Genomic DNA, 22,112 nt, shown 5'->3' on the forward strand with positions numbered 1-22,112 from the left:
AGATGCCCGCTGGGACAGCGGGCGCTACCTTGAGCTACCTCAGGAAGTTCTGTCGCTTCAGGATGGCGTTCCAGATGAATTGGGACTTTTGGGCGGCTATCTCTTTCGATTCGACGACTGCTTCTTTTCTATGGGCTAGATTCTCCTCTGCGATGTTGGCGAGGTCGTCTAGATTGTAGAGGAAGACGTTGTCGAAGTCTTCACAGCTTTGCTCGATGTTTCGAGGTAGACCGAGGTCTATCAAAAAGAGGGGGCGTTCGCGTTTTTGAATGCCGCAGGTCTTGAGTAGTTGTCGAGTGACTACGGGCTCTTCGGAACCGACTGCGGCGATTACGATGTCATAGTCCGCCAAGTAGCTTTCGAGCTCACCCAGAACCTTTGGGGTACCGCCCCATTGTTCAGCGGCTTCGCGGGCTCGCTCAGATGATCGACTCGCAATCGCGAATTGGCGCGCTCCGCGTGCTCGTAGGGAAGCGACCGTGTTCTCGCCAATCTCGCCCGTTCCAATCGAGAGGGCGGCGGCGGATGAGAGATTTCCGAAAATCTTGGTGGCAAGGTCGACTGCCACGCTGGCGATACTGATTTGGCCTTGGCAAACAGCGGTAGAAGTCCGGATGAGCTTGGCGGCCTGGAAGGCTTTCTGGAAAACGCGGTTGATCACCTTGCCGGCGTGTCCCGCTTCCTGCGAGGTGGCGTAGGCGGTTTTAACCTGGCCGAGGATCTCGGCTTCGCCTGTGATTTGAGAGCGAAGTCCAGCGGATACTTCAATGAGGTGCTGGACCGCTTGTTGTCCGGAATCGAGGTGTAGGTGCTCGCTAACGTCGTCGGCTGTCGTGCCGTAAAAAGACGCGAGTAGATCGAGGACTTCGTTCGAACTCGCTCCTTGCTGAAGGCGCGTGTAGAGTTCGAAGCGGTTGCACGTATTGAGTATTAAAGACTCGGATACGCTAGGGCGATTATCCAGCTCGTCGTAGAGTTGGCCGACTTTGGCAGAGTCCAGCGAATACTTCTCCCTTACTTCGAGGGGAGCTTTTTCGTGGTTGATGCTAAGTACAAAAAAGGAGTCGTTCCCTTGGCTCATGAGACCTCAGTATCGGATGAGTGGGGAAAATAAGCTTGTTCCGAAGAGTCAGGCTTGGGCTCGGAGTTTTGGTCAACTGCGTAGAGAGAGAGCAAGGCGGCGGCGAATACCGCCAGACAGGACCAGGCGAATTTCTTGGATGTAAGTGAAAACTTGATGCGGAGCGCGAGCAGGATGGCATAGGCGAGCCATACAGCGACCGTTGAGGCGAGCTTGAGAGTGAGCACGGACTCGAGGTCCTGCACGAAGTAGCTGTAGCCGATTCCGAGGGAAATTGTAAGAATAGTCAGCCCCATGATCAGGAGCCGCACGTTGATACTGGCTAGCTCGACGATGGAAGGGAGAAAGGGGAAGAGTCCACCCACCACCTTTTTACTTTTGAGAGCTCTACTCTGGGAAAGATACATGACCGAAGTGAGAGCGAGGACTCCAAAGACGCCGTAGCTGAAGAGAGCAAGGGCGGCGTGGGTTTCGATCCAAGGCGAATCTCCGAATATCGGCTCGCGGCTCGGGTCGTCCCAATGCCTGAAGACTAAGGATAGGATCGAGAACAAGCAGGCGAAACCGGAGGTGAAGACGCCAAGTAGACTGACACGGAAAGCTGGGCCAACAAAAATGTAGATGGCGATCGCGGACCAGACCATGAACTGGACTAATTCAAATTGGTTGGAGAGAGGACAGCCTCCATACTGCAGCCCGCGGGCGTAGAGGCCGATGGTCTGCAGGATCCAGCCGAACGATACCAAAGCGAGAACGTAGGGGCGCCCGGTTTTTCGGCGGAGCTTGAGCGCTGAATAGGTTCCGAGCACGAAGGTGGACGCGAAAACGACAGTGGCGATCCAGATCCACTGTTTGTCTGTCAGTCCGAAGAGTACGTTGTCCATGTGCTTGGTGTTGGTTTGAAAACGGTAAATGGGCTCGCTGTTGCTAGGTCAAGGCAATGACGGAGCATTGCCCTCCTAGTCTGGGATTCGCATTTCGAATTCGGGGATCAGGCAGTGGACCTTGTCGCCGAATTCGTCGCGGCCGTGGAAACTGCCGTGGGCCGTGGCGTCGCAGGATCCAATGTGGAAACTGTTATAGGAGAATTGCTCGCCGGGAAGGAGTTCCGGTTCTTCGCCGACAATCTTGTCGCCCTCTACGACCATGGTTTCACCATCTTCGTCTTGGATGATCCATTTGCGACCGAGGAGTTTCACGGTGCGGTTGGATTGATTCTCGATGGTTATAAAATAGATGAAGACGTGTGGCGTCTCTGGTGGAACGTTAGGACCGCCGTATTGATAGCGAAGGTCGTCGAGCGTTACGACCAATCCTTCGAGTTCTTCGGAAGGGGTGCTCTGCATGAGCTCAGCCTCCAGCGACGATCTTGACAACTTCAAGGGTGTCGCCGTCTTCCAGCGTGACGTCTGCGGCCTCGCTCGGCGAGAGGGCCTGCTTGTTGCGCTCGACGATAACGAGGCCGACTTTGTGCCCGATTGATTCGAGGAAGGCAGGGAGTGTGGTGCCTGACTCGAGATCGAAAGACTGTCCGTTAGCGGTGATGGTCATTTTGCTTTTGTTTCCCACGAAGGACGCGAAGTGGCACGAAGGTCAAAAATAGGCTTAGTGGATCTTAGTGATCGTCGTGGGCTATATCTCTTTTTCTTAGGCTTGGATAAGGGATTGGTCGAAGTCTTTCCAGACTGCTTCGTAGCCGAGTTTGTTAAGAACAGCAGCGACCTCGGCGGGAGAACGCTCGTCGGCGATATGAAACTGCTCGCCTTCTTGTTCGCGCGTTTGCTGGAAGGTTGTCTCGTCAAAAGAGCTATAGCCACCTGGCTCAGTGCTGGAGCCGGCGGACATGGTGGTGATGCCGATGGGGGCGAGCCCGTCGCGCAGCGAAGCCGGCTCGCGCGTCGAGAGTGTGATTCCCACATGGGGAAGGAAGATGCGGAGGGCGGTGATAACTTGGACGAAATTGTGGTCCTTAAGAAACTCGACCTGCTCCCATTCGCCCTTGGCGGGACGCATTCGAGGCATGGATACGTTGAGTTGAGCCTTCCAGCAATGCTGGAGGATGTGCTCTGCGTGTGAAGCAAGAGCGAGAGCTTCCTTGTGCCAGTCGTGTAATCCGAATAGGGCGCCGATACCGAGACGGCGGAATCCTGCAGCATAGGCGCGTTCAGGGGTATCCATTCGCCAGTGGAAGTGTTTCTTTGGTCCGGCTGTATGGAGAGCTCGGTAAGTCTCCTCGTCGTAGGTTTCCTGATACACGAGAAGCGCTTCGCAACCAGCGTTGACGAGTGGTTCGTAGCGTTCGGACTCCAGTGGACCGAGCTCTAGAGCGATGCTTGGGAAGAATTTAGAGAGGCGTTTGACGCACTCTTCTACGTATCCGTTTGATACGTACTTCGGGTGTTCTCCGGCGACGAGCAGAATAGAGCGGAAGCCTTGGTTGTGTAGGATGCGGGCTTCTTTTTCTACGGTCTCAAGATCGAGGGTGATGCGTGGGATGTCGTTGTGACGCGAGAAACCGCAATACTTGCAAACGTTGACGCACTCGTTGGAGAGGTAGAGTGGCGCGAACATGCGGATGGTCTTTCCGAAGTGTTTTTGGGTGAGCTTCTGCGAGAGATGGCAGAGTGGCTCTAGATAGGCTTCGGCGGCTGGGGAGAGCAGAGCTGCGAAGTCGTTGAGCGTACGGGCTCGGCCTTGGCTGATAATACGTTCGACCGTAGCGCTAGACGCGGTGGCTGCGATGTCGAGTGGCCGGTCGAAATTGAGCGTTTTGAACTTTTCTGAGAAAGTGGACATGGTGGTGTGTTCGCGACCAAGGTCGCTCCTACCTGAGGCTTACGCGTTGAGAAAAGTCGTTAGCGGGCTGGATGCTTCGGCTTTGGTGGAGGTCGCTCCGAGACCGATTTCGTAGGCTTCACGACCGGCTTCAGTGGCTTTGGCGAATGCTCGGGCCATGGCGGCAGGATCAGGGGCGATCGCGATGGCTGTGTTTACGAGAACGGCATCCGCTCCCATTTCCATCGCTGCAGCAGCGTGCGAGGGCGCTCCAATGCCGGCGTCAACGACGACGGGCACGCGAGCTTGCTCGATGATGATTTCGATCTGGGCACGGGTTTCGATGCCGCGATTGGAGCCGATAGGTGCTCCGAGTGGCATGACAGTGGCGCAGCCGACGTCTTGGAGACGAAGGGCGAGCACGGGGTCCGCATTGATGTAGGGCATTACCGTGAAGCCCTCTTTTACGAGGACCTCTGCAGCAGCCAAGGTTTCGATCGGATCGGGGAGCAGGTAATTCGGATCGGGATGGATCTCTAGCTTCACCCACTTGGGAAGTCCTGCAGCTGCGGCGAGACGGGCGATGCGAATCGCTTCTTCGGCATTCATCGCTCCGGAGGTGTTCGGGAGGATGAGATAACGGTCCGACTTGAGAAAATCGAGGATGTTGGCGAATGGGTCTGAGTCGCAGGTGAGGTTTGCCCGTTTGAGGGCGACGGTGACGAGCTCGGATCCAGAGGCGTCTGCGGCGTCGCGCATCGCTTCGTTGCTGCTGAATTTGCCGGTGCCGACAAAAAGGCGAGAGGTGAACTCGCGATCTCCGATTTTCAGTGGCTGTGTCGTTTGCTGCGTCATGCTAGGAAACGGGGAATTTCAGCGGGCGCGGGCGCGAGGGCAATAGGAAAAGATGCGAATGCCAAGAGGCGGAGAGTGAATTAATTTCGGTAATGCAGTGGTCTCGCTAATACTGTCCTATTTCTGATGCTTGCGGACTTGTATGGTTAAGGCCTTTGCCGGATTCCTTATGAGAAGCTGGTCGATTTCGTTTTGAGTGTAGCCGGCTTCTTGGAGGCGAGGCAGAAGGAGCGCGAAAAGATCTGTGTAAGGACGAACTTTCGAAGCGGGGTCGGCTTCCTCGGGGCGGTACCAGCCTGCATCGTGAGAAAGAAGTATTCTATCGAGGTGATCGTGGGCACGGAGGTTCTCGATTTGATCGAAAATGCGCTCGACCGACCTGAACCTGATTCCATCGAGGCTGATCCAAGCCCCTTGTTGGGCCGCTTCGAGGTGGTTCGAAAGGTCGGTTTCGTTGTGGGCGTGCACCCAGATGAATGCCGAGGGGGAGACTCCGTGTTCTTTGAGAAGCTCGATTTGCTCGAGGGCTGCTGGGCCGGGGCCTGTATGAGAAGCGATGGTGAGTCCCGTTTCCAGGTGGGTTTTTGCTGCGGCAATGACGAGTTTCTTGTGGAGATCCGATAGAGAGCCGCGATCGACGCCGATTTTTATGAATCCTGGTTTTATGCCAGTGTCTTCGATTCCGTCGGTCCACTCGAGGGTCCAGCGGGCGGCGAGTTGATCGGCGGTTTCGGTGTGGGCGTGTTCTGGGAGAAACTTGTTTTGGCGGGCTCCGTAGTAGCCGGTGTTGGTGACGATGTGTAGGCCGCTCTGATCGGATAGTGTTTTGAGAAGGATGGGGTCTCGGCCGATATAGGCCGGAGTGCATTCCACAAAGGACTGGATGCCATGGGGCGCGAGCTCCTCCAGGTAGGGAAGCATGGCTTTAGCGGCAGCTGCTCTGTCCCAGCGGTGGTAGCCAGTCTCGGCTGCGCCAATGAAATCGACCAGAATGTGCTCGTGTATGAGCGATTTGCCGAAGTCCTCAGCGTCGATCATACCAGCGACGGTCATGATTTGTGGTCTTGCGATCGCGTGAGTCGCGAGGAGGAGGGCGAGTGGCAAAAACTTGATCATCGGAATTCAGGGAGCATGAAACGACGGAAATGGCTTGAGGGCGAGTCGATTGCTGGAGAGATAGAGCGAATGTCGAATCGAGCGTTAATCGTTGTGCGCGAAGCAAGCGGAGTGGCTTCCTTGGCCGAGTCATTGGCTGGCGAGTTTGGGTATGCCTTCTCGGGAAACCAAGTAGCGGTGGATGCTCTCGAATCGAAGGGGATCGCCTGCGAGTTGGTTGAAGACAAGGATGCGGTCTCCCTTATCATGGATGCGGAGCAGGGTATTACGCTGCTTGTGGCGAACTTCGTGGACGTGGAAACGGCTGGGCGGTCCTTCATGTCTTGGAAGTCGGCCTTGGGAGCCTTTGATCGGGGAATTGTGGAGGCGATTCGGGCTGCTGGTTGGGCTGTGAATCAAACGGCTGTGCTCGGAAATCCAGCGGACTACGATTCTGCGCTCGAAGAGCTGCGTGAAAATGGAGGCAAGTTTCGTCAGGCTTTCAGGATGGAGCGTGCGACTGCGGCATTGCGGGCGGCTAGCGAGTTTGACTTCGCGGTGGCTCAATACTTGGAAGTGCAAGGCGCGGATGCTCCAGATATGGGGGCCTTGAGTGGCTATTCGAAAGCGATGCGCTTTGCATGGTCGCGCGCTGAACTCTTGGATACGGGAGAGAATAGCCACCAACTGGCGGCGGTTTATGGCGGATTTTATGAACACTTTCGCCATGTCTCAGGGCCGAAGTTGAGCTACGCTGCAGTGCTTACTGTGTCGCGGGCGGCTTATTTGATCGGAGAATTCGAACGGCCGGCGGCGGCGTTGCTTCGAAATGGTAAGGTCGTGACAGCCTGCTGCGGGAGCGAGCTAGAGGCGGTATTGGATCGTGTTTTGAGTCATGAAGATTTGGCGGGTTCCTGGCTTGTTGTTAACGGCAGTGCAGGAGTGGATGGTTTAGCGAAAGCGATTGAGAGCGAAGTAGCTGGCGTGCTCGCTCCTGATTATTCTGAAGAAGAGTTTGCCGGTTTAAGTGGAGTCGAAAAGGTGACTGCGATCGCGTCTATATCCGGTCTAGGTTATGAAGCTCTGCAAGAGGTTCGTAGCGTTGTCGGTGGTGTGCTTGTACAGGATAAGGATCGAGCAGCAATCAACCCAATGGAGTGGACGGTGCTCGGGTTAGCCCAACCGCTAGTTGATGATTGGGAGGCATTGCTCTTCGGAGCGAAGGTTGTGCGGCACACCGATTCCGCATCGATCGCGATCGTGAGCGGGGAACGTCTTATCGCTCTAGAAACTGGGCACTATTCGAGCAAGCGTGCTTGGTCAGCCATCGAGGAATGCGGTATTGAGCTTGCGAATACGGTGGCGGTATTTGATGGACCTGAGGTCGAACCGGCAACTTTGAAGCGAATGAAGGTTCTGGGAGTGAGGGCGGTGTTGCTTCCCATTTCCGAAGCTCAGGATTCGCTGCGCGAAGCGGCAAACGAGTGTGGGTTAGTTTTGCTCGGTATGAGTAAGGGGTTGAGGCGGTTGTAGGGGGGGGATCCTGCATTGCGGTCGCGGGCTGAAGCACCGCGCTACGGTTTGTGCGACGCTAGGAGCTTACGACCACGGGGACGATCACCGCTGCTACGATGATGGCTGCGTTTATTGTTTCGATGATTTCGCGGGTGACCTCGCCGACGAGTTCGCCTTCGGTGACTCGCTTGATATGGGCCTTTTGTGGTTTCAGGCGTTTGCGACCGAAGATTTGTGTGAGAAGGGCGGCCGAGTTTGCGAGCGAGAGGAGCACAACGTCGCGGGCTTCGACTTCGGCGGGCGAAGTGAAGATGATTCGTTCGAGCCGTTCGATTATCTTTTGCTCTGGTTTCGAGTCCACCTCCGGGTAGACAGTGCGGTTGAAGACGAGAAGGAGCTTCGCGGTTTCCTTTTTCAGGATCCCTTTGGCGACCAGACTCTCCGCTGCTTGGTGATGAATCCGCTTTATGCCTGCGAATCGATTCATCCAAGTCGAGAGGCGAGCTCGTCGCTTGGCGGTAGAGACTTTCTGAAGGCACTCGTCTAGGAGCGCGTCACCACTCGGGCTGGCATCGAGCAGGTCGATGAAGCGCTTCTTGTCTGGAGAGACCGCGATGCGCTTTTCCAGGATGAGCTCCGCGACCAATGCGCCCGCGAGGATCCGATCGAGGTGTTCGATCGAAACGGTGCCTTTGTCGTCTCGCAGAGCGAGGAGGGTGATTTCTTGGTAGAGATGGAGCATTTCTGAATGAAGGTTGAATTTTTGAGCGGAGTTTAGGGGAATTGTGTTACCGGTCTGTTACCAAGGTCGTCCCTACATTGTTGCTTTTGCCGGGATGACTGCTTCTGTTGGTGGCATGTTTGATGCGATCGAGAAGCTGAAAGAGTATATTTCTTATCAAAGTGTTTCTGCTGATTCAGCCTTTAAGGAAGGAATGGGGCAGACGCGGGATTTTGTGGCAACGATGTTGGGTGACCTCGGCCTGAGTGTCGAGATTGTGAATACGGATAAACATCCGATTGTGATGGCTCGCAGGACCGGTGAGCCATCGTGGCCTCATGTCGTCATTTACGGACATTATGATGTTCAGCCGGTGGACCCAATCGAGCTCTGGGAGACGAAGCCGTTCGAGGCGACGATCAAGGGCGACCGGATCTATGGTCGTGGAACTGCGGACAACAAAGGTCCTCAGATGGCTCACATCGCTGCGGTTGCGGAGTTGTTGGAGGAGAATCCTGATCTGCCGCTTCGTATCACCTTCTTAATTGAGGGTGAGGAGGAAATTGGTAGCCCGAGTTTGTTGCCATTGCTGGAGGAGCGTAAGGAGGAGTTGAGTGAAGCTGATTTTGTTCTGCTCTCGGATACCTTGAGTCCGAGTGCGGATCAGGTTGCGGTTACGGTCGGCCTGCGAGGCATCGTTGAGATGGAATTTCACTTGCAGGGACCTAAGTCGGATCTTCACTCAGGTCTACATGGCGGTGCGGTTTATAATCCATTGCAAGCGATGGCGGAGATTTGCGCGTCGTTGCACACGCCCGAGAATCGGGTGAATGTTCCCGGATTCTATGATGACGTGACTGAGGTTGAGGATTGGGAGCGAGAAGAGCTAAAAGTCCTCGGATCGGACCTCGAGGCGTATGCGGATAGCGTAGGTGTGGATGCACTGCATCCGATCGCTGGATACACGCCGTTTGAGGCAATCCGTTACATGCCGACACTTGAGTTTAATGGCCTTTGGGGCGGTTACACGGGAGAGGGAAGTAAAACGATTGTACCTTCCAAAGCATCGGTGAAAATCACCTGTCGCTTAGTCGGAGACATGAAGCCCGATGTTGTTGGGAAACAAGTGGCAGATGCTCTGATGAGCCGCGTGCCCAAGGGACTAAAGGGCGAGGTGCATATGGGCCACACTGGGGTGCCTTATTTAGTCGTCCCGCCGGATCGTCCGAATACGCCGGAAGGGCAAAGCGAGATTTTGGCGAAGGCCTATCGTGCGACAGATGCGGCGGTGACCGATGTTTTTGGCAAGAAGCCGTTATTCCTACGCGAAGGGGGCAGCATTCCAATCATTGCGGATGTGAAGCGAGTGACTGGTTTGGATTCGGTGATGATCGGGCTGTTTTTGCCGGAAGACAATTTGCACGCCCCGAATGAAAGTATGTCGCTCGAGGTGCTGAAGAAAGGAATTCAGGTTTCAAAGCGTGTGCTGAAGGAGGTCGCGGGCGTTTAGGAGGAGAGTCGCGGCACAAGGCCGCTTTATGTAATAGTCACGGGGAGTTCCGCTTGTTCAGCTGGGGTGGCGGCGAGCCCCTTGGGGCGAAGCTCGCCGCCACCCAAGCGCCAGGAACAAGCGTAGCGGCTGGCCGCCTGCCCGCTTCGCTGTTACCTTAAGCTTTCAGGCTCGCAAGGCCTTCGGATTGGCCGCCATGCGCGCTTGCGCGCATTCGTTGGAGACTAGGCTTGCGAGCCTTTTGTTCTTTGGCCTGTCGGCCTTTATCGCCTGACAGGAACGGCCCCGAAAGGGCCGTCCCCCTTTACTTGGCTATAAGCGCAGGCGGCGGGCCAGTCTTCGACCCCTACAACCTGCTGCGCATATGAAGATAGAAGTTACCATAGGATTGGACGTCAGTAAAGAGACCGCACGCTACCACTGCCTGGATGCCTCGGGGAAAACGCTTCGCAAGGGCTCGATCGGGCGTTGTTCCAAAGAGGCGGGCGCGCTGGTGGCTTGCCTGCCTGCAAAGCCCGAATCGGTTCTGGTGGTGGCCGAAGCCACCGGAATGCTCCATATAGGCTTTTGCCACAGCTTCGCCGCCGAGGGCTGCGAGGTGGTGGCTATCAATCCCTTGTACAGCAAGGCGCGTAGTCAGCGAAACGCGATCCGGGGGGCCAAGAGCGACCCCATCGACGCCGAACAGCTCGCGGAGCTGGGCCTGCGCGAGCCCGACGAACTGCTTCGCCGTTTCGCCATGGCTTCGGACCAGAGGGTGCGCCTGCAGCGTTTCGTCAGCGCCCGCAAGCAGCTTCGCTCTTGCTTGACCAACCTTCTCAAGCATACCGGCGAGCTGGCCAACGCGATGTTCCCCGAGTTCTCCGAGCTGGGCTTCAAGCTCACCGCTTCTAAGACGCGAGCCATGCTTTCGCGTTATCCCACCACAGCGGAGATTTCCCGCACTAGCGAAGCCGAGCTGGCCAAGTACGCGGGCTCGAAGGCCCGCGCCCTGAAGCTTGCGGCCGGGCGAAGCGAGGGCGTCAAGGCGGTCTCGAGCGCTTGCTCCAAAGGCTTGCTGGCATGCCTGATCCGGGAGCTGGACAGCCTCTACCGCTGCCTCGACGAGCTTGACGGCAAGATCTCCGCGCTGGTGCGTCCCTGCGTGGGAGCCCGACAGCTCGAGTTGGCCATGAGCCTGGTAGGGTTCGGGGAGAAGACCGCCAGCAAGGTGCTCGCCTTCCTTCCCCCGCAAATCCTCTCTGGCGGCTCGAAACGCAAGGTAGCCCGCAAGATTCAGGCGCTTTTCGGAGCCGAGCCAAGAACGCGCAGCTCTGGAAAATGGAAAGGCAAGGAGCGAATCTCCAAACGAGGCGTGGAGATCGCCCGAACCGCGCTCTTCCAGGCCTCGTTCTGTTCGCTGAAGTTCGATGCCCAACTCAAGAGCTACTACGACAAGCAGAAAGCGGCGGGCAAGTCGCACCGGCAGGCTGTCGTCGACGTGATGCGAAAACAGATAGAAAGACTGGTTTGCGTACTCAAAGAGGACCGGCCTTTCAGACCCGACAAACAGTCAAATCCCCAATGAATACTTGACGAACTACTATTGCCTGTCTCCCACAGTTCTGATTTCACAAAAAAGCCGCGTTCTGTGAGGAACGCGGCTTTTGCTTTTGAAAGTTTTGAATCTATTGTTCGGCGAGCCAGCGTTCGGCTTCGATGGCGGCTTGGCAGCCCATGCCCGCTGCGGTGATCGCTTGGCGGTAGACGTGGTCGGCGCAATCGCCTGCAACGTAAACACCTGGGATATTGGTCTGAACTTGGCTGCCGAGAGTCGGCTTGAAGTAACCTTCCTCGTCGGTTTCTAGCGCTTCTGCGAATGGTCCTGTGTTTGGAATGTGGCCGATCGCGATGAAGATACCCTTGGCGTCGATGGTGGACGCTTCGCCGGTCTTCTTGTTGGTAACCTTGACTGCGGTAGCAAAGCCTTGGTCGTCGGCCACGACTTCGTCGAGGACTGTATCCCAGACCATCTCGATCTTTTCGTGAGCGATGGTGCGATCTGCCATTACCTTGGAGGCGCGGAGTTCGTCGCGGCGGTGGATGAGGTATACCTTGGAGGCGAAACGCGTGAGGAAGAGAGCTTCTTCACAAGCGGTGTCGCCACCGCCGACTACGACTACGTCCATGTCGCGGTAGAAGGCTCCATCGCAAGTCGCGCAGGTGGTAACGCCCTTGCCGCCGAACATTTCCTTTTCGCCAGGAACGCCGAGCATACGTGGGGCTGCTCCGGTGGAAATAATGACTGACTTCGCCTTGTACTCCTTATCGCCCGCTTTGAGCGTATAGGGGGAAGCGGAAAAATCTACGCTGTCGATGATGGCTTGGCCGAATCGCGTTCCAAACTTGGTGGCCTGCTTGCGGAGGCTATCCATGAGCATGAAGCCGTCGACGCCTTCGGGGAAGCCAGGGAAGTTCTCGACTTCGGAGGTCTGTGTGAGCTGGCCGCCAGGTAGATTCCCCTCGAGCACGAGCGGATTGAGATTCGCACGTGAGGTGTAGATCGCGGAGGTGAGTCCGGCGCATCCTGTTCCAATTATAATGACGTTTTCGACTTCGGAAGACATGGTTGTGATTTAGATTCTCTCAACGAAGGGAGTTTGGAAAGTCATGCAGCAAAGCGATGAAAAGCGCTTTGGCAATTGTTTAGGAGCGGACATCTTTGTTTAGAAGCAGTCGCGATTGAGCTTGCGAGATGGGCTGCTGATTGGCGGTTTTTGGTCATGGCAGGAATCATTGATTCGCACACGCATTTGGAGAGCTTTTCCCGGAAGGGAATCTTGGATGAGACGCTGGAAGCGGCCGCAGAGGCTGGTTTGGTGCGGCTGATCACAGTTGGCACCGACACGGACGACTGGGAGCTCTACCATGATATGGCGGCCAAATATTCTCAGGTGGACTACTCGGTGGGGATCCATCCATGTCATGTCGAGGAGGGCTGGGAAACGGCCTTCGAGCAGATCGAAGCCTATTGGTCCCGGGACTTGAAGCCGGTCGCGCTTGGCGAAATTGGCTTGGATCGCTTTCACCTGCCGAAGAAGGACGAGGAGAAGGCGGCTCGGATTTTCTCAGCTCAAGTGGCGGCTTGTGAGGCACAGCTGGAACTGGCGAAAAAGTTGGATTGCCCGGTGATCATTCACTCGCGCGGTGCGTTTGGGGAGTGTGTCGACATGATCGACAAGAGCGGGGTGGATTGGACGAAAGTCGTTTTCCACTGTTTTTCAGAAGGGTCGGGCGAGATGAAGCAGTTGATGGATCGCGGTGGCTACGGAAGCTTTACCGGCGTAATCACTTTCAAGAACGCAGAGAGCGTTCGTGAGGCGGCGAAGCTGCAAGGGCTTGATCGTCTGATGATCGAGACTGATGCCCCTTATCTGGCTCCGATGCCGAAGAGGGGAAAGCCAAACGAGCCTGGGTATTTGGTGTTTACCGCAGAGTTTTGCGCGGAGTTGTTCGGGGTGTCGCCTGAAGTGTTCGCGGAGAAGACGACTGGGATGGCGAAGCGATTCTTTGGGCTGGAGTAAGAGACTATAAAACGTGGAGGAGAGCGGAATCTGCTCCTTTGTTGTCCTCTGAGCGAACAAACCGCACAATAGAAGGGCATTTCGCTATTCCAATTGGAGGGCGCCGGTATGGCACTCAGCGCAGGTGAATCCGAGGTAGGAGCCGTCGGGGTGCTCGAATTCGGTGTCGGGGGAATTTGCGAATTCCATTTGGCCGGGAACCCCTTGTGATATCACATCGTGACAGGTGTTGCAGTTCTTTGCCGAGAGGGTTTTCGAGCCATCTGCAGTACTGTGTTTGTCGTCGTGACAGCGAAAACAACCGAGCGTGTCTTTGTGCCCAATGTGATTTGGAAAGGTACGCCAATCGGCTTTCATCTCCGGAAATACGCTCCTGCCAAACACCTCTTTGAAGTGAGTGATCGTCTTCTGGGTCTTTATTTCCTGTTCGCTGTACTCTTTCTCCAGTTCTTTAGCGATCGACTCCATTACTTGGCTTTGCGATTCGAATTCCTGGTCAACCGCCTTTGCGATGATGTACTTAAGCTCGGGAAGGGCAGGGGCAGTTTCGCTGTTGGAGCGCAAAAAGGCTTCGACGATGTCGTTAGGCTTGGCGAAGTCGTGAGCGGGACGGCTATGGCAATCGAGGCAATCCATCGTGTGAGTCGGACCAACCTCTGTGAGATCTGGGAGATCTTCGGTTTCCTCGTCGGGAGTAAAGTGGTATTCTGTCGTTAATCCGTCTGGGCTTTTGTAGCGGATCCAAGGAATGACATTTGGATTCTCCTTTGTCTCCGTGAACTCGACGCGGTTTTCGGGCTTTGCGTGCCAGTGGATGCCGGAAGTCTTGGCTGCAGTGGTTTCGTCTGGACCAAGTTTCAGCCGAAGGGAGACGGAGAACGGGGTGTTGTCGTCATCGCTCAAATAGTGATGATAGGTCCTAGCTACGTCTTTAAGGTCGGGACCGTTCTCGTGACACTTGAGACAACTTTCCTCTGTGGTAGGAAGGTAATTGGGGGCTGCTGCGAGGGGAGTTGGGTATTTGTCGAGCAGTAGGGAGTACACTTTGTACAATCCATGCCATTTCGCTTTTATCGTGCCGGATGTCCCTTCGCCGATATGGCAATCTATGCATTTTAGTTTAGCGTGTCCGCTGTTTGGATACGCCACGAATTGAGGCTCCATTACTGAGTGACATAGGGTTCCACAAAAGTGGTTGGAGTTGGAGTAGGTATAGGTTTGATAGGAGCCAATGCTGGTTGCGAACATGAAGGTGATGGCTCCGCCGACAAAGACGAAGAAGATCCGACGATCGCGTAATCGGGACAGATCAAAATGAAGTGTCGAAGCTGAGTCTTTCCTGCGGGCTCGATCCCAGAACCAGCCCCCAATGGCTAGAATCGATCCGAAGGATAGAAAGAGCGGAGCTACGATATAAGTAAGAAGGCCGACGTATGGATTGCTGCCTGAGGTCGTCAAATCAAAGGCAAAGAGGAGCAAGAAGGCGAAAAGGCTGCCGATCATAACAGTCAGGCCTACTAGGCTTAACCAGTTTCGAAAGTAGGTGAGAGGGTTCATGCTCTAAGTGGGGAGTGAAGGCGATCATCAATGCTGACGGCCTATTCTCCTTTAGAATGCCTCTCTCACTCTTTTTTCATCGCCCTGATGTAAGCGATGAAAGCGTGGATTTCCTCCACGGTGTAGTCTTCAGCGTAGGGGTTCATGGTGAACTCGCCGTCTTTTTCGACACCATCCTTGATCGCTTTCACTATTTCTTCATCCGACATCTTTGCTTGGACCTCCGCTTTGCGGTAGTCTTTCAAGCGAAGCTTGCGACCTTTTTTTGTGAGGCCGCTGCCGTCTTCTGCGTGGCATTTGCGACAATCCTTTTCCCAGGCAGCAGCGATGTCGAAATCGCTGGCCACGAGGGAACTGGAGGTACAGAGACCGATCGCGATGGTTGTTAGCTTTATTGTATTCATATTATGGGCCTATCAATGAATCTATGATGCGGGTGCTCAGCCTCATGGTTAGAGACTAAGCACGTCGTAATTAGAACCGGTAGCGTATCGAGCTGTAGAGTATCTGAGCGTCGTAGTCATTGCGACCACCGGAGGCTCGATCTTCGCTTTCGAAGTAGGCGTAGCGAAGAGTGAGCTGCGCGTTATCAGTAAGCTGGCGTGTGTAGGTTGCGCTAACTCCAGATTCTTCTAGATCTTCTCCGTAGGGTTGTCCGAATTCGCTGTTGTCTACGTAATTGTCTACTCTGTTGTAGAATAGATTAACCGCAGCATTGGAATCATCGTTTATTCCCCAGTTTACGGATACGTTTCCGTTCCAGAAATCTCCATCTAGGACGGCGAGTGTATCGGCGATGCCTCCGCCGATTGAACTTATTGGTGATTCTCTTTCGTCATCCATATAGATGGCCGAGGCTTGGATGAAAAATGCCTTATAAGCGGCCGTGACCGATTGGCTTATTATGAGTGCTTCCCGATCATACGCGAGTGCCCATTCCAGCCCCTGTCCTTGGGAATCTATTTTCGATTTTTGGTAGTCGACTCTGGTTAGGGCCGAAACGTTTTTGGAAGCCTTCCAGCGTACAGACACGTTGAGGTCATCGGTGGTGAAATCCTGTCCGTCTGTATAGGCTGGGAAGCGGTCGCGTCCGTCTGGTTCGGTTGGGTCGATAATGTGGTTATACTTGTTGTCGCGTTCCTTGTGGTAGTAGTTCACGAACCATCGGACGTCTGAACTTGGGTAGAACTTTGCTCCGAGGGCGAACTTAAGTACGTCTCGCTCTGTATTCGAGAGACGCTCCAGAAGTTGGCCACTGGTTTCCGCATCGAACTCCTCTTCCATGAAATCTCCGTCGCCTGTAGTGTATAAAACCGACCCATCATAGATCACGTTTTCTATCCCTGTGTAGATGAACTCGGCGGAAACAGCAGCATCGTTCCAGTCTCTCTCTGCATTGAGTTCAATCGGATGTTCTTCGAACATGCCAGACCCGGTAGAGAATTCTGTTTCGATGAATTCACTATCGATACCAGTATTCATTTCCTCGAGACGCAGGGCGTAAACGGCCTTCCAGTTCTTAGCAGGCTTAGTCATCAAGTTGGCGTTGATTATCCATTGGTCGATCTGGCTGTCGGCGAGGAGATCGATCCATCCATGGTCTCGGCGCTGGCCTTGATAGTTGGCGTCGTATGGCGCGTCGAATTCTGAATTGATGATACGGTCACCTGTAGCGTTTACGTCGATCTCGGTGTAGGCGATGCCTGCGGAGAAAGTCGTCTTTTCATCAATCTCTGTTACTGAACTAAATCGAGCGCTGAGGAGGTCAGTGTCGAAACGTTCTCGGTGGGTGATTCGCCGGAAGCTAGGCTCGTTGGGGCGTCGAGTCATTTTACGAGCGTTGTCGGTTTCGTTTTCCTCAGCTCGAAGCGAGAGTGTCGTTTGAGTCTTGCTGTACTTTTCAGTAGCTTCGAAATCGAAGATGTGTCGCGTCTCGTCTATGTCCCAAAATGCTGGAACGATATTTCGCGTTCCAAAACCGCCTGTAAGTGAGGTGTCGGCTAGGGCAGTGGAGGATTTGAGCCCTTTGCGACCCAGTTGCGTGTAGCTGAAGGACACGTCTGGGAAGTTATCTAGGAAGAGTCCGCCAGCTATTTGAAAACGAGTGCGGTCGAGGGCGAGCTCATCGTCATATAGCTCTATCCAAGTATCTCCTCCCGGAAAGTAGTGTCCGCTGCCGTCGTAGAAGATACGGTATTCTTTCCACTCTAGATTAAAGAAACCGACTTCCTCATTGAGGAATTCCATGCCGAAGAGGTAATCGTTGTTGTCATGCATGGCTCGTCCATAGACGGAAAACTCTGTGTAATCGCCGACATAGCCTTCGTATTGGAAACGTTCGATACCGCCGAATGCGTGTTTTTTGATTGGGGTGCGGGCGAGGTAAGCGGCTTCGTTTCCGTCGTGAGAGGCATGCCCCAAGGTTACGTCAATGAAGTTGCCAGTATCTGGGAGCTGTTCGTCTTGGGCGTGAGTTGTGGAGGCAAGCGCGAATGTGGCGGCTAGTACGAAACTAGCGGAGAGTATGGTTGAAACGGAGTTGTTTTTCATGGCGGCTCCTTGTCTTTAAAAATTCAATACCGAAGTGAGGAGTTTACGTGGGATCCGTGTACGGACTCGTGGCAACCAGCGGTCCAGCATGTACCGCGTGAGACCCATGATGCGTGATTGCGTCCTCCGATCAGGATGACATCGGGTGCTGTCTGCTGTTGGAAGTGGCACTGCAGACAAAGCATTTGGTTGCTGGTCTTTAGGAGCTTGTCACTTGGGGATCCGTGCGGGGAATGGCAGACCGTGCAGCCATCGCGAGTGGCTTCGTGTTCGAAGACGTAGGGTCCGGACTGAGCTTGGTGGCATTGGATGCAAGTTTCCGCTTCTTTCATGGCTGCGACTCCGCCGCCCTTGATCGCTGCCCCGCTATGAGGATCGTGACAATCGTTGCAACTTACCTTGTCGCCGATCGGGTGGGCGTGTGCGAGGTTGAAGGATCCCTTGACGTCTAGATGGCATTGATAACAGGTATCAGGATCGGACTTTGGATTGTGGATGGTTCCGACCTCGCCACCGGATTCGTTGTGCGTACTGGCGGGACCATGACAGGCTTCGCAACCGAGATTTATCGCGTGATGACTCTCGTTCAGCAGTTTGGCGTGAGTCGCCCCTTCGAACTCCTCGACAATCTCCTCGTGGCATTCCTCGCAACTTTTGACCCCAGTGAAAGTTGCACCTGGAATTTGAGGTGGGCTGAAGTAGCTATCGTAGGTCAGGTTACAGGCTGCGAGAAAAGCGATAACGAGAGCGCTTGCGATAAGTCCTAGTAACGACCAGGGACGAGAACGAGCGGTTGAGCGGGGTGAATCGTTCATTGTCAGAATGGGGATTTGGGGTGAGTTGAAAGACCGGTCGTCAGGGCGGAAGACCCCGAAGCCAGAACGGCTTAAATATACTCAAGATGGTCGCTTATGCGAGATAAAAATATAAGAATGTATTTAAATAAGCTATAGGCGTATCAGTATCCCTTCTAGGGAAGCTTAGGTCATGATTCACTTACCTAATTCAGTGTTGAAGTATCACTTCTAGTGCACGTTGTGATGCGGGCATAAGAATGCCCGTTGGGGACAACGGGCGCTATCGCTGGCGCCTTGGTAGAAGGCGACCATCTCGTGCCGGGACTACTTTTCGTCGAACTTGCCGGCGAAGAGTTCCTCGAGGGCGTCGAGGCATTCGGCTGCGTCTGGGCCGGTGGCGAGGGTTTTGATTTCTGAGCCCTTTCCTGCTGCGAGCATCATGAGACCCATTATGGATTTTCCGTTCACTTGCTCTTCATCTTTTTCAAAAAATACCTCGGAAGTGAAGCGGTTGGTAACCCGGACGATCATAGCGGCTGGCCGCGCGTGGATACCCATCTGGTTTTGAACCGTGAGGGTGCGTTCGAGCGCGTTGTCGCCTGACTGAAGGTTAGCAGAATCCATATGCCGTTTGTTTGGGAAAAGTTTGGTGAGTTTTCTTTTGTAAACCCGAGCTATATTTATCTCGTTGTCGGAGTACAAGTACGGATCTTAACCCTTTCCTCCAAATGCTCGCAATCGTCGCACCCGCTCGCCTCGCTTCAACACGCTTCCCGGAGAAGCTGCTGCACCCTATCATGGGGAAGCCTTTGATCCTCTGGGTGGCGGAGCGCATCAAGGATGAGGCTCCTGACATTCCGGCCTACTTTGCAGTCGATGATGAGCGCCTGAAGAAGGTCGTGGAAGATGCTGGATTTCAAGCGATTATGACTCGAAATGACCATCAGAGCGGTACGGACCGACTGGCTGAAGCGAATGAAAAAATCGGTGCGGACGTGCTTATCAATGTGCAGGCTGACGAGCCTCTGGTGGCCGCTTCACAGATCCAAGCATTGGCGAAATTCATGGACGAGGGAGCCACGATGGCGACTCTCGCGACTCCGTTTCGAACCCGAAAAGATTTTTTGGATCCGAACCAAGTTAAGGTCGTTTTAGCCGAAAATAGTGACGCTCTTTACTTCTCGAGAGCTCCGATTCCTTACAATCGGGATGGTTTCGAGAGCTTTGATGACGCGTGGGTGGAGGCCGCTCCCGCTTATCGCCACTTGGGGCTCTATGCGTACCGGGCTGAGTTTTTGAAGGCGTTTTGCGAGCTGCCGGCCGGTAAGCTGGAATCGATCGAGAAGCTTGAGCAGCTTAGGGCTCTTGAGAACGGGTATTCGATCAAAGTCGGTCTGACTGAAGAGGTGAGCATCGGAATCGACACTGAGGAGGACGCGAAGAATTTTGCTGCCTATTTAGTTGAGTGATTCTCGGCATTTTTGGGGGTGGAAAGTTGGCAATGACGGTACAACTGTGTCTCATGCAAGCTGCAAGTTGAGTTTTTGCCATGGCTTTAGGATTGTCAGGGTCTCGCGTTGCTCGACGTAGGGTTCGTTGCACGAACGAAGGGTTTGACGAGACCTAATGCTGGTGGCACCTGTGTTTCTTTCAGTACGGAAGAGCCGACCTGACGCGTTTGTTTCATTCGGATCTGGTTGTTGGCAACGACGTTGCCCTCCGGTTGTTGAGCACGAACTAGCTGTGCGGGATTCTTCGGAAGTTTGAAAGTTCGTAGTCGCGGCTCTCGAGTTCCGCTTTGAGGCGTATGTATAGCTCTTCGTCTATTTCGGGGGAGCGGGACATGATCCATGCCATTTCTTTGCCGGGGTGGCCGACCACGGAGGTCTGGTAGTTGGAGTCGACGTAGAGAATGTAGTAGGGGGCGTTGATGAAACCGAAGAATTTCATCCGCCACTCGGCGTTATTTTCAGTGTCGTGGATCCGGCCTACGGGACGGTACGTTTTGTACTTCCCGTCGAGTCCGCCATTCCGAAAGCGGTAGGTTGTCTGGATTTTTCCGTTGTCGCTCAGCTCGTATGTCTCGGTTGCGGAGTAGGCCTGCTTGTCCATAAAGGTTGGCGAGTGTCCGTGCACGTACCAAGTGCCCATGAAGCGCTCGATGTCTATCTGTTTCGCTAAGGGCTGGTTAGGCACGTTGTCAGTGGAGCACGCGGTCTGGAGTAGTAAGACGAGGAGCGCTGCCGTCGTTAGCGCTGCGATAATTGGTTTCATCCGATTTAGGCCTCTTTAGGTTTTATTCAGCTTTATGATTTGGAGTTTGTTGAGGGTGAGGATGAAAGGGTAGAGCACATCGCATTCGTACCAGCGGTTGGCGAAGTTCGCTCGGTTGGGAAAGCGATGGTGGTTGTTTTGGAAGGTTTCGCCGACGAAGAGCAGATCCCACGCGAAGGTGTTGCGTGATTCGTCGGGTGTGTCGTGGTTGCGGTATCCGTATTTATGGCCGCACCAGTTTACGAATGCTCCGTGGATGGGACCCATCAGAAAGTGGAAAGGCAACAGTAGCCACCAAATTGGAGAAGGGGCGAAAATGTAGTAGAAAAGCGCGTACACGCAGCAAAATCCGATGCGGACGAAATGGCTGTTTCCGAGCTGATCGATCAGGGGCCAAGTGGGGAGGGCGTTAATTTTCGGCGAGGAACTGTCTCGTTTGCCGGTCTTGAACTCGAAGTAGACCACCGCGGTGTTCTTCATCATCGAATATACGTCTTGGAAGAAGTGTGGTGAGTGAGGATCTTCTTCAGTGTCGCTGTGTTTATGATGCTCCATATGCAACGCAGCGTAGGACTTCGGATGGAGGAAGGAGGAGCCTTGGGCTAAAAAGGTGAAGAGGTAGAAGAATCGCTCCCAGAATTTGCTCATGCGAAACATGCCGTGCGCCATGTAGCGATGGAGAAAGAAACTCTGGGCGATGACCGAAGCGTACCAGTGGATGATGAAGAAAAGAATGATCGCAGTCATGGCGATGTCCTCGGCGACGATACTCTTGTTAGTTGGAGACTTTCTTAAAGCGGTAATGTGAGACTCCCCATTCGGATCCGTTCTCGTATCCAAAAAGTTCTGCACAGGCTAAGAAGAAGAGTCGCCAACGCCACATCCATTGAGTGGCGTTTTCTTTTCCGTAAACGGATTCGAAGAGCGGTCTTATCGTTGCTTGGTTCTTGTTCATGTTTTCGAGCCAAGCCTCGGACGTCTTTTGATAGTGAGTTCCAGGCAGTTGCCATGACTCTTCCATTTGGATGTGTTCATCGAAACTCGGTAGTAGGTCATGAGAAGGCATGATGCCACCAGTGAAGAAGTGTCGGGCCATCCACTCCGATGGGTTTGTGGAATCGTAGGCGTATGCATGCTTCTTGTGTGAGAACACGTGAACGAACATGCGTCCATCCGCTTTCAGCCAGCTCGATAGCTTTTCGAAGAGAGTGGCGTAGTTTCGAACGTGTTCGAACATTTCGATGGAAACGATTCGATCATGAGTTTTCTCTGTATCGAAATTGTTGATATCGCAGGTAACGATTTTGAGGTTTTTGATTCCACGTTTCCGGGCTTCACCGTTGATGAATTTCGCTTGGCTGAATGAATTCGATACCGAGGTGAAGTTTGAATTTGGATACTTTGCCGCAGCCCAGAGAGAAAACGATCCCCATCCGCAACCGAGCTCCAGTACATCTTGGCCGTCTTGAAGTTCTGCTCGCTCGGCAACGAGTTCGAGAGAGGCACGTTCAGAATCTTCGAGGGAGTTGCATCCCTCCGGCCAGTAGCCGCTGCTGTATTTGAGGTATGGGCCAAGTACTTGAGTGTAGAATTCGGCCGGGACCTCGTAGTGTTGTTCGTTAGCCTTGTCGGTATCGACGGCTAAAGCGCTCCGTTCGAGGTCCTGTTTGAAATCGCCGAAGGCGTTGGGGCCGCGGTTCGACTCGATTTCAAGCTTCTTCTTTAAACGTTGTCTGATTCCGAAGCGAAGAAGGAAGTAGGGGAGGTAGCCGTGTTCGGCGAGAGATAGAGCGTTCATGGTCTGAATTGCTGAAGAATT

Annotated in this window: 22 protein-coding genes; 5 read left to right on the plus strand and 17 right to left on the minus strand. The window is 54.1% G+C overall.

What is annotated here, in order from left to right; genetic code table 11:
- Positions 1–34 precede the first annotated feature (34 nt).
- From hemA to JIN87_RS24565, 7 genes are all read right to left on the minus strand, one after another.
- The gene (gene hemA, locus JIN87_RS24535; RefSeq protein WP_200358623.1) at positions 35–1,081 is read right to left on the minus strand and encodes a glutamyl-tRNA reductase; all 1,047 of its coding nucleotides are present in this window, start codon (positions 1,079–1,081) and stop codon (positions 35–37) included.
- The gene (locus tag JIN87_RS24540) at positions 1,078–1,965 is read right to left on the minus strand and encodes a cytochrome C assembly family protein (RefSeq protein ID WP_200358631.1); all 888 of its coding nucleotides are present in this window, start codon (positions 1,963–1,965) and stop codon (positions 1,078–1,080) included. Before JIN87_RS24540 ends, hemA begins: the two co-directional genes overlap by 4 nt.
- 75 nt (positions 1,966–2,040) lie before the next feature.
- The gene (locus tag JIN87_RS24545; protein WP_200358633.1) at positions 2,041–2,427 is read right to left on the minus strand and encodes a Co(2+)/Mg(2+) efflux protein ApaG; all 387 of its coding nucleotides are present in this window, start codon (positions 2,425–2,427) and stop codon (positions 2,041–2,043) included.
- A gap of 4 nt (positions 2,428–2,431) precedes the next feature.
- Positions 2,432–2,632 carry a sulfur carrier protein ThiS gene (thiS, locus tag JIN87_RS24550; protein WP_200358635.1) on the minus strand — a complete coding sequence of 67 codons (201 nt, stop codon included), beginning with the start codon at positions 2,630–2,632 and terminating at the stop codon, positions 2,432–2,434.
- A 96-nt stretch (positions 2,633–2,728) separates the two neighbouring features.
- Complete coding sequence (thiH, locus tag JIN87_RS24555) at positions 2,729–3,877, minus strand: 2-iminoacetate synthase ThiH (protein WP_200358637.1); 1,149 nt, start codon at positions 3,875–3,877, stop codon at positions 2,729–2,731.
- 39 nt (positions 3,878–3,916) lie between these two features.
- The gene (locus JIN87_RS24560; RefSeq protein ID WP_200358639.1) at positions 3,917–4,711 is read right to left on the minus strand and encodes a thiazole synthase; all 795 of its coding nucleotides are present in this window, start codon (positions 4,709–4,711) and stop codon (positions 3,917–3,919) included.
- Positions 4,712–4,828: 117 nt separating this feature from the next.
- Complete coding sequence (locus tag JIN87_RS24565; RefSeq protein ID WP_200358641.1) at positions 4,829–5,827, minus strand: phosphotriesterase family protein; 999 nt, start codon at positions 5,825–5,827, stop codon at positions 4,829–4,831.
- A 15-nt stretch (positions 5,828–5,842) separates the two neighbouring features.
- On the opposite strand from JIN87_RS24565, the gene JIN87_RS24570 reads away from it, so the two are divergent.
- Positions 5,843–7,339 (plus strand): hypothetical protein, encoded by a 1,497-nt coding sequence (locus tag JIN87_RS24570; protein ID WP_200358643.1) that lies wholly within the window; start codon positions 5,843–5,845, stop codon positions 7,337–7,339.
- A 58-nt stretch (positions 7,340–7,397) separates the two neighbouring features.
- Here JIN87_RS24570 and JIN87_RS24575 read toward each other — a convergent pair whose 3' ends face one another.
- Positions 7,398–8,063 carry a GOLPH3/VPS74 family protein gene (locus JIN87_RS24575; protein WP_200358645.1) on the minus strand — a complete coding sequence of 222 codons (666 nt, stop codon included), beginning with the start codon at positions 8,061–8,063 and terminating at the stop codon, positions 7,398–7,400.
- 94 nt (positions 8,064–8,157) lie between these two features.
- Here JIN87_RS24575 and JIN87_RS24580 point away from each other — a divergent pair, with 94 nt between their 5' ends.
- Positions 8,158–9,552 carry a M20/M25/M40 family metallo-hydrolase gene (locus JIN87_RS24580; protein WP_234033604.1) on the plus strand — a complete coding sequence of 465 codons (1,395 nt, stop codon included), beginning with the start codon at positions 8,158–8,160 and terminating at the stop codon, positions 9,550–9,552.
- A 364-nt stretch (positions 9,553–9,916) separates the two neighbouring features.
- Entirely contained in the window at positions 9,917–11,119 is a 1,203-nt protein-coding gene (locus JIN87_RS24585; protein ID WP_200358647.1) for an IS110 family RNA-guided transposase, read from the plus strand.
- Positions 11,120–11,219: 100 nt separating this feature from the next.
- On the opposite strand, the gene trxB is transcribed toward JIN87_RS24585, so the two are convergent.
- Positions 11,220–12,158 carry a thioredoxin-disulfide reductase gene (gene trxB, locus JIN87_RS24590; protein ID WP_200358649.1) on the minus strand — a complete coding sequence of 313 codons (939 nt, stop codon included), beginning with the start codon at positions 12,156–12,158 and terminating at the stop codon, positions 11,220–11,222.
- Positions 12,159–12,314: 156 nt separating this feature from the next.
- Between trxB and JIN87_RS24595 the strand changes: the two genes are divergently transcribed.
- Entirely contained in the window at positions 12,315–13,115 is an 801-nt protein-coding gene (locus JIN87_RS24595) for a TatD family hydrolase (protein WP_200358651.1), read from the plus strand.
- An 84-nt stretch (positions 13,116–13,199) separates the two neighbouring features.
- Here JIN87_RS24595 and JIN87_RS24600 read toward each other — a convergent pair whose 3' ends face one another.
- The 5 genes from JIN87_RS24600 to JIN87_RS24620 all read right to left on the minus strand — a co-directional run bounded on the left by JIN87_RS24600 (position 13,200) and on the right by JIN87_RS24620 (position 18,643).
- Positions 13,200–14,672: a NapC/NirT family cytochrome c gene (locus JIN87_RS24600; RefSeq protein ID WP_200358653.1), complete on the minus strand. Its 1,473-nt coding sequence runs from the start codon at positions 14,670–14,672 to the stop codon at positions 13,200–13,202.
- Positions 14,673–14,737: 65 nt separating this feature from the next.
- Entirely contained in the window at positions 14,738–15,076 is a 339-nt protein-coding gene (locus JIN87_RS24605) for a c-type cytochrome (RefSeq protein ID WP_200358655.1), read from the minus strand.
- A 70-nt stretch (positions 15,077–15,146) separates the two neighbouring features.
- A complete protein-coding gene (locus JIN87_RS24610) occupies positions 15,147–17,222 on the minus strand; it encodes a TonB-dependent receptor (RefSeq protein ID WP_200358657.1) in 2,076 nt (691 codons plus the stop codon).
- Positions 17,223–17,245: 23 nt separating this feature from the next.
- On the minus strand, positions 17,246–18,037 hold the full coding sequence (locus JIN87_RS24615) for a cytochrome c3 family protein (RefSeq protein WP_200358659.1): 792 nt from the start codon (positions 18,035–18,037) through the stop codon (positions 17,246–17,248).
- 306 nt (positions 18,038–18,343) lie between these two features.
- On the minus strand, positions 18,344–18,643 hold the full coding sequence (locus JIN87_RS24620) for an HPr family phosphocarrier protein (protein ID WP_200358662.1): 300 nt from the start codon (positions 18,641–18,643) through the stop codon (positions 18,344–18,346).
- A gap of 104 nt (positions 18,644–18,747) precedes the next feature.
- Between JIN87_RS24620 and kdsB the strand changes: the two genes are divergently transcribed.
- A complete protein-coding gene (kdsB, locus tag JIN87_RS24625) occupies positions 18,748–19,488 on the plus strand; it encodes a 3-deoxy-manno-octulosonate cytidylyltransferase (protein ID WP_200358664.1) in 741 nt (246 codons plus the stop codon).
- Positions 19,489–19,756: 268 nt separating this feature from the next.
- Here kdsB and JIN87_RS24630 read toward each other — a convergent pair whose 3' ends face one another.
- From JIN87_RS24630 to JIN87_RS24640, 3 genes are read right to left on the minus strand one after another with little or no spacing between them, the layout of a single operon-like run.
- Positions 19,757–20,293 (minus strand): lipocalin family protein, encoded by a 537-nt coding sequence (locus tag JIN87_RS24630; RefSeq protein ID WP_200358665.1) that lies wholly within the window; start codon positions 20,291–20,293, stop codon positions 19,757–19,759.
- A 15-nt stretch (positions 20,294–20,308) separates the two neighbouring features.
- On the minus strand, positions 20,309–21,133 hold the full coding sequence (locus tag JIN87_RS24635; RefSeq protein ID WP_200358667.1) for an acyl-CoA desaturase: 825 nt from the start codon (positions 21,131–21,133) through the stop codon (positions 20,309–20,311).
- Positions 21,069–22,091 carry an SAM-dependent methyltransferase gene (locus tag JIN87_RS24640; protein WP_200358669.1) on the minus strand — a complete coding sequence of 341 codons (1,023 nt, stop codon included), beginning with the start codon at positions 22,089–22,091 and terminating at the stop codon, positions 21,069–21,071. Before JIN87_RS24640 ends, JIN87_RS24635 begins: the two co-directional genes overlap by 65 nt.
- Between the last annotated feature and the right edge of the window lie 21 nt (positions 22,092–22,112).

The sequence above is a fragment of the Pelagicoccus mobilis genome, assembly GCF_016595505.1.
In the GTDB taxonomy this organism is placed as follows: Bacteria; Verrucomicrobiota; Verrucomicrobiia; order Opitutales; family Opitutaceae; genus Pelagicoccus; species Pelagicoccus mobilis.

Excerpts from the sequence above, each read along its gene's own strand:
- JIN87_RS24580 (WP_234033604.1), top strand. The coding sequence starts at position 8,158 with ATGACTGCTTCTGTTGGTGGCATGTTTGATGCGATCGAGAAGCTGAAA.
- JIN87_RS24605 (WP_200358655.1), bottom strand. The coding sequence starts at position 15,076 with ATGAATACAATAAAGCTAACAACCATCGCGATCGGTCTCTGTACCTCC.
- JIN87_RS24560 (WP_200358639.1), bottom strand. The coding sequence starts at position 4,711 with ATGACGCAGCAAACGACACAGCCACTGAAAATCGGAGATCGCGAGTTC.
- thiH (WP_200358637.1), bottom strand. The coding sequence starts at position 3,877 with ATGTCCACTTTCTCAGAAAAGTTCAAAACGCTCAATTTCGACCGGCCA.
- JIN87_RS24565 (WP_200358641.1), bottom strand. The coding sequence starts at position 5,827 with ATGATCAAGTTTTTGCCACTCGCCCTCCTCCTCGCGACTCACGCGATC.
- thiS (WP_200358635.1), bottom strand. The coding sequence starts at position 2,632 with ATGACCATCACCGCTAACGGACAGTCTTTCGATCTCGAGTCAGGCACC.
- JIN87_RS24595 (WP_200358651.1), top strand. The coding sequence starts at position 12,315 with ATGGCAGGAATCATTGATTCGCACACGCATTTGGAGAGCTTTTCCCGG.
- JIN87_RS24545 (WP_200358633.1), bottom strand. The coding sequence starts at position 2,427 with ATGCAGAGCACCCCTTCCGAAGAACTCGAAGGATTGGTCGTAACGCTC.
- JIN87_RS24570 (WP_200358643.1), top strand. The coding sequence starts at position 5,843 with ATGAAACGACGGAAATGGCTTGAGGGCGAGTCGATTGCTGGAGAGATA.
- JIN87_RS24620 (WP_200358662.1), bottom strand. The coding sequence starts at position 18,643 with ATGGATTCTGCTAACCTTCAGTCAGGCGACAACGCGCTCGAACGCACC.
- JIN87_RS24600 (WP_200358653.1), bottom strand. The coding sequence starts at position 14,672 with ATGAACCCTCTCACCTACTTTCGAAACTGGTTAAGCCTAGTAGGCCTG.
- JIN87_RS24575 (WP_200358645.1), bottom strand. The coding sequence starts at position 8,063 with ATGCTCCATCTCTACCAAGAAATCACCCTCCTCGCTCTGCGAGACGAC.
- JIN87_RS24585 (WP_200358647.1), top strand. The coding sequence starts at position 9,917 with ATGAAGATAGAAGTTACCATAGGATTGGACGTCAGTAAAGAGACCGCA.
- JIN87_RS24615 (WP_200358659.1), bottom strand. The coding sequence starts at position 18,037 with ATGAACGATTCACCCCGCTCAACCGCTCGTTCTCGTCCCTGGTCGTTA.
- JIN87_RS24630 (WP_200358665.1), bottom strand. The coding sequence starts at position 20,293 with ATGAAACCAATTATCGCAGCGCTAACGACGGCAGCGCTCCTCGTCTTA.
- JIN87_RS24640 (WP_200358669.1), bottom strand. The coding sequence starts at position 22,091 with ATGAACGCTCTATCTCTCGCCGAACACGGCTACCTCCCCTACTTCCTT.
- trxB (WP_200358649.1), bottom strand. The coding sequence starts at position 12,158 with ATGTCTTCCGAAGTCGAAAACGTCATTATAATTGGAACAGGATGCGCC.
- JIN87_RS24610 (WP_200358657.1), bottom strand. The coding sequence starts at position 17,222 with ATGAAAAACAACTCCGTTTCAACCATACTCTCCGCTAGTTTCGTACTA.
- hemA (WP_200358623.1), bottom strand. The coding sequence starts at position 1,081 with ATGAGCCAAGGGAACGACTCCTTTTTTGTACTTAGCATCAACCACGAA.
- kdsB (WP_200358664.1), top strand. The coding sequence starts at position 18,748 with ATGCTCGCAATCGTCGCACCCGCTCGCCTCGCTTCAACACGCTTCCCG.
- JIN87_RS24540 (WP_200358631.1), bottom strand. The coding sequence starts at position 1,965 with ATGGACAACGTACTCTTCGGACTGACAGACAAACAGTGGATCTGGATC.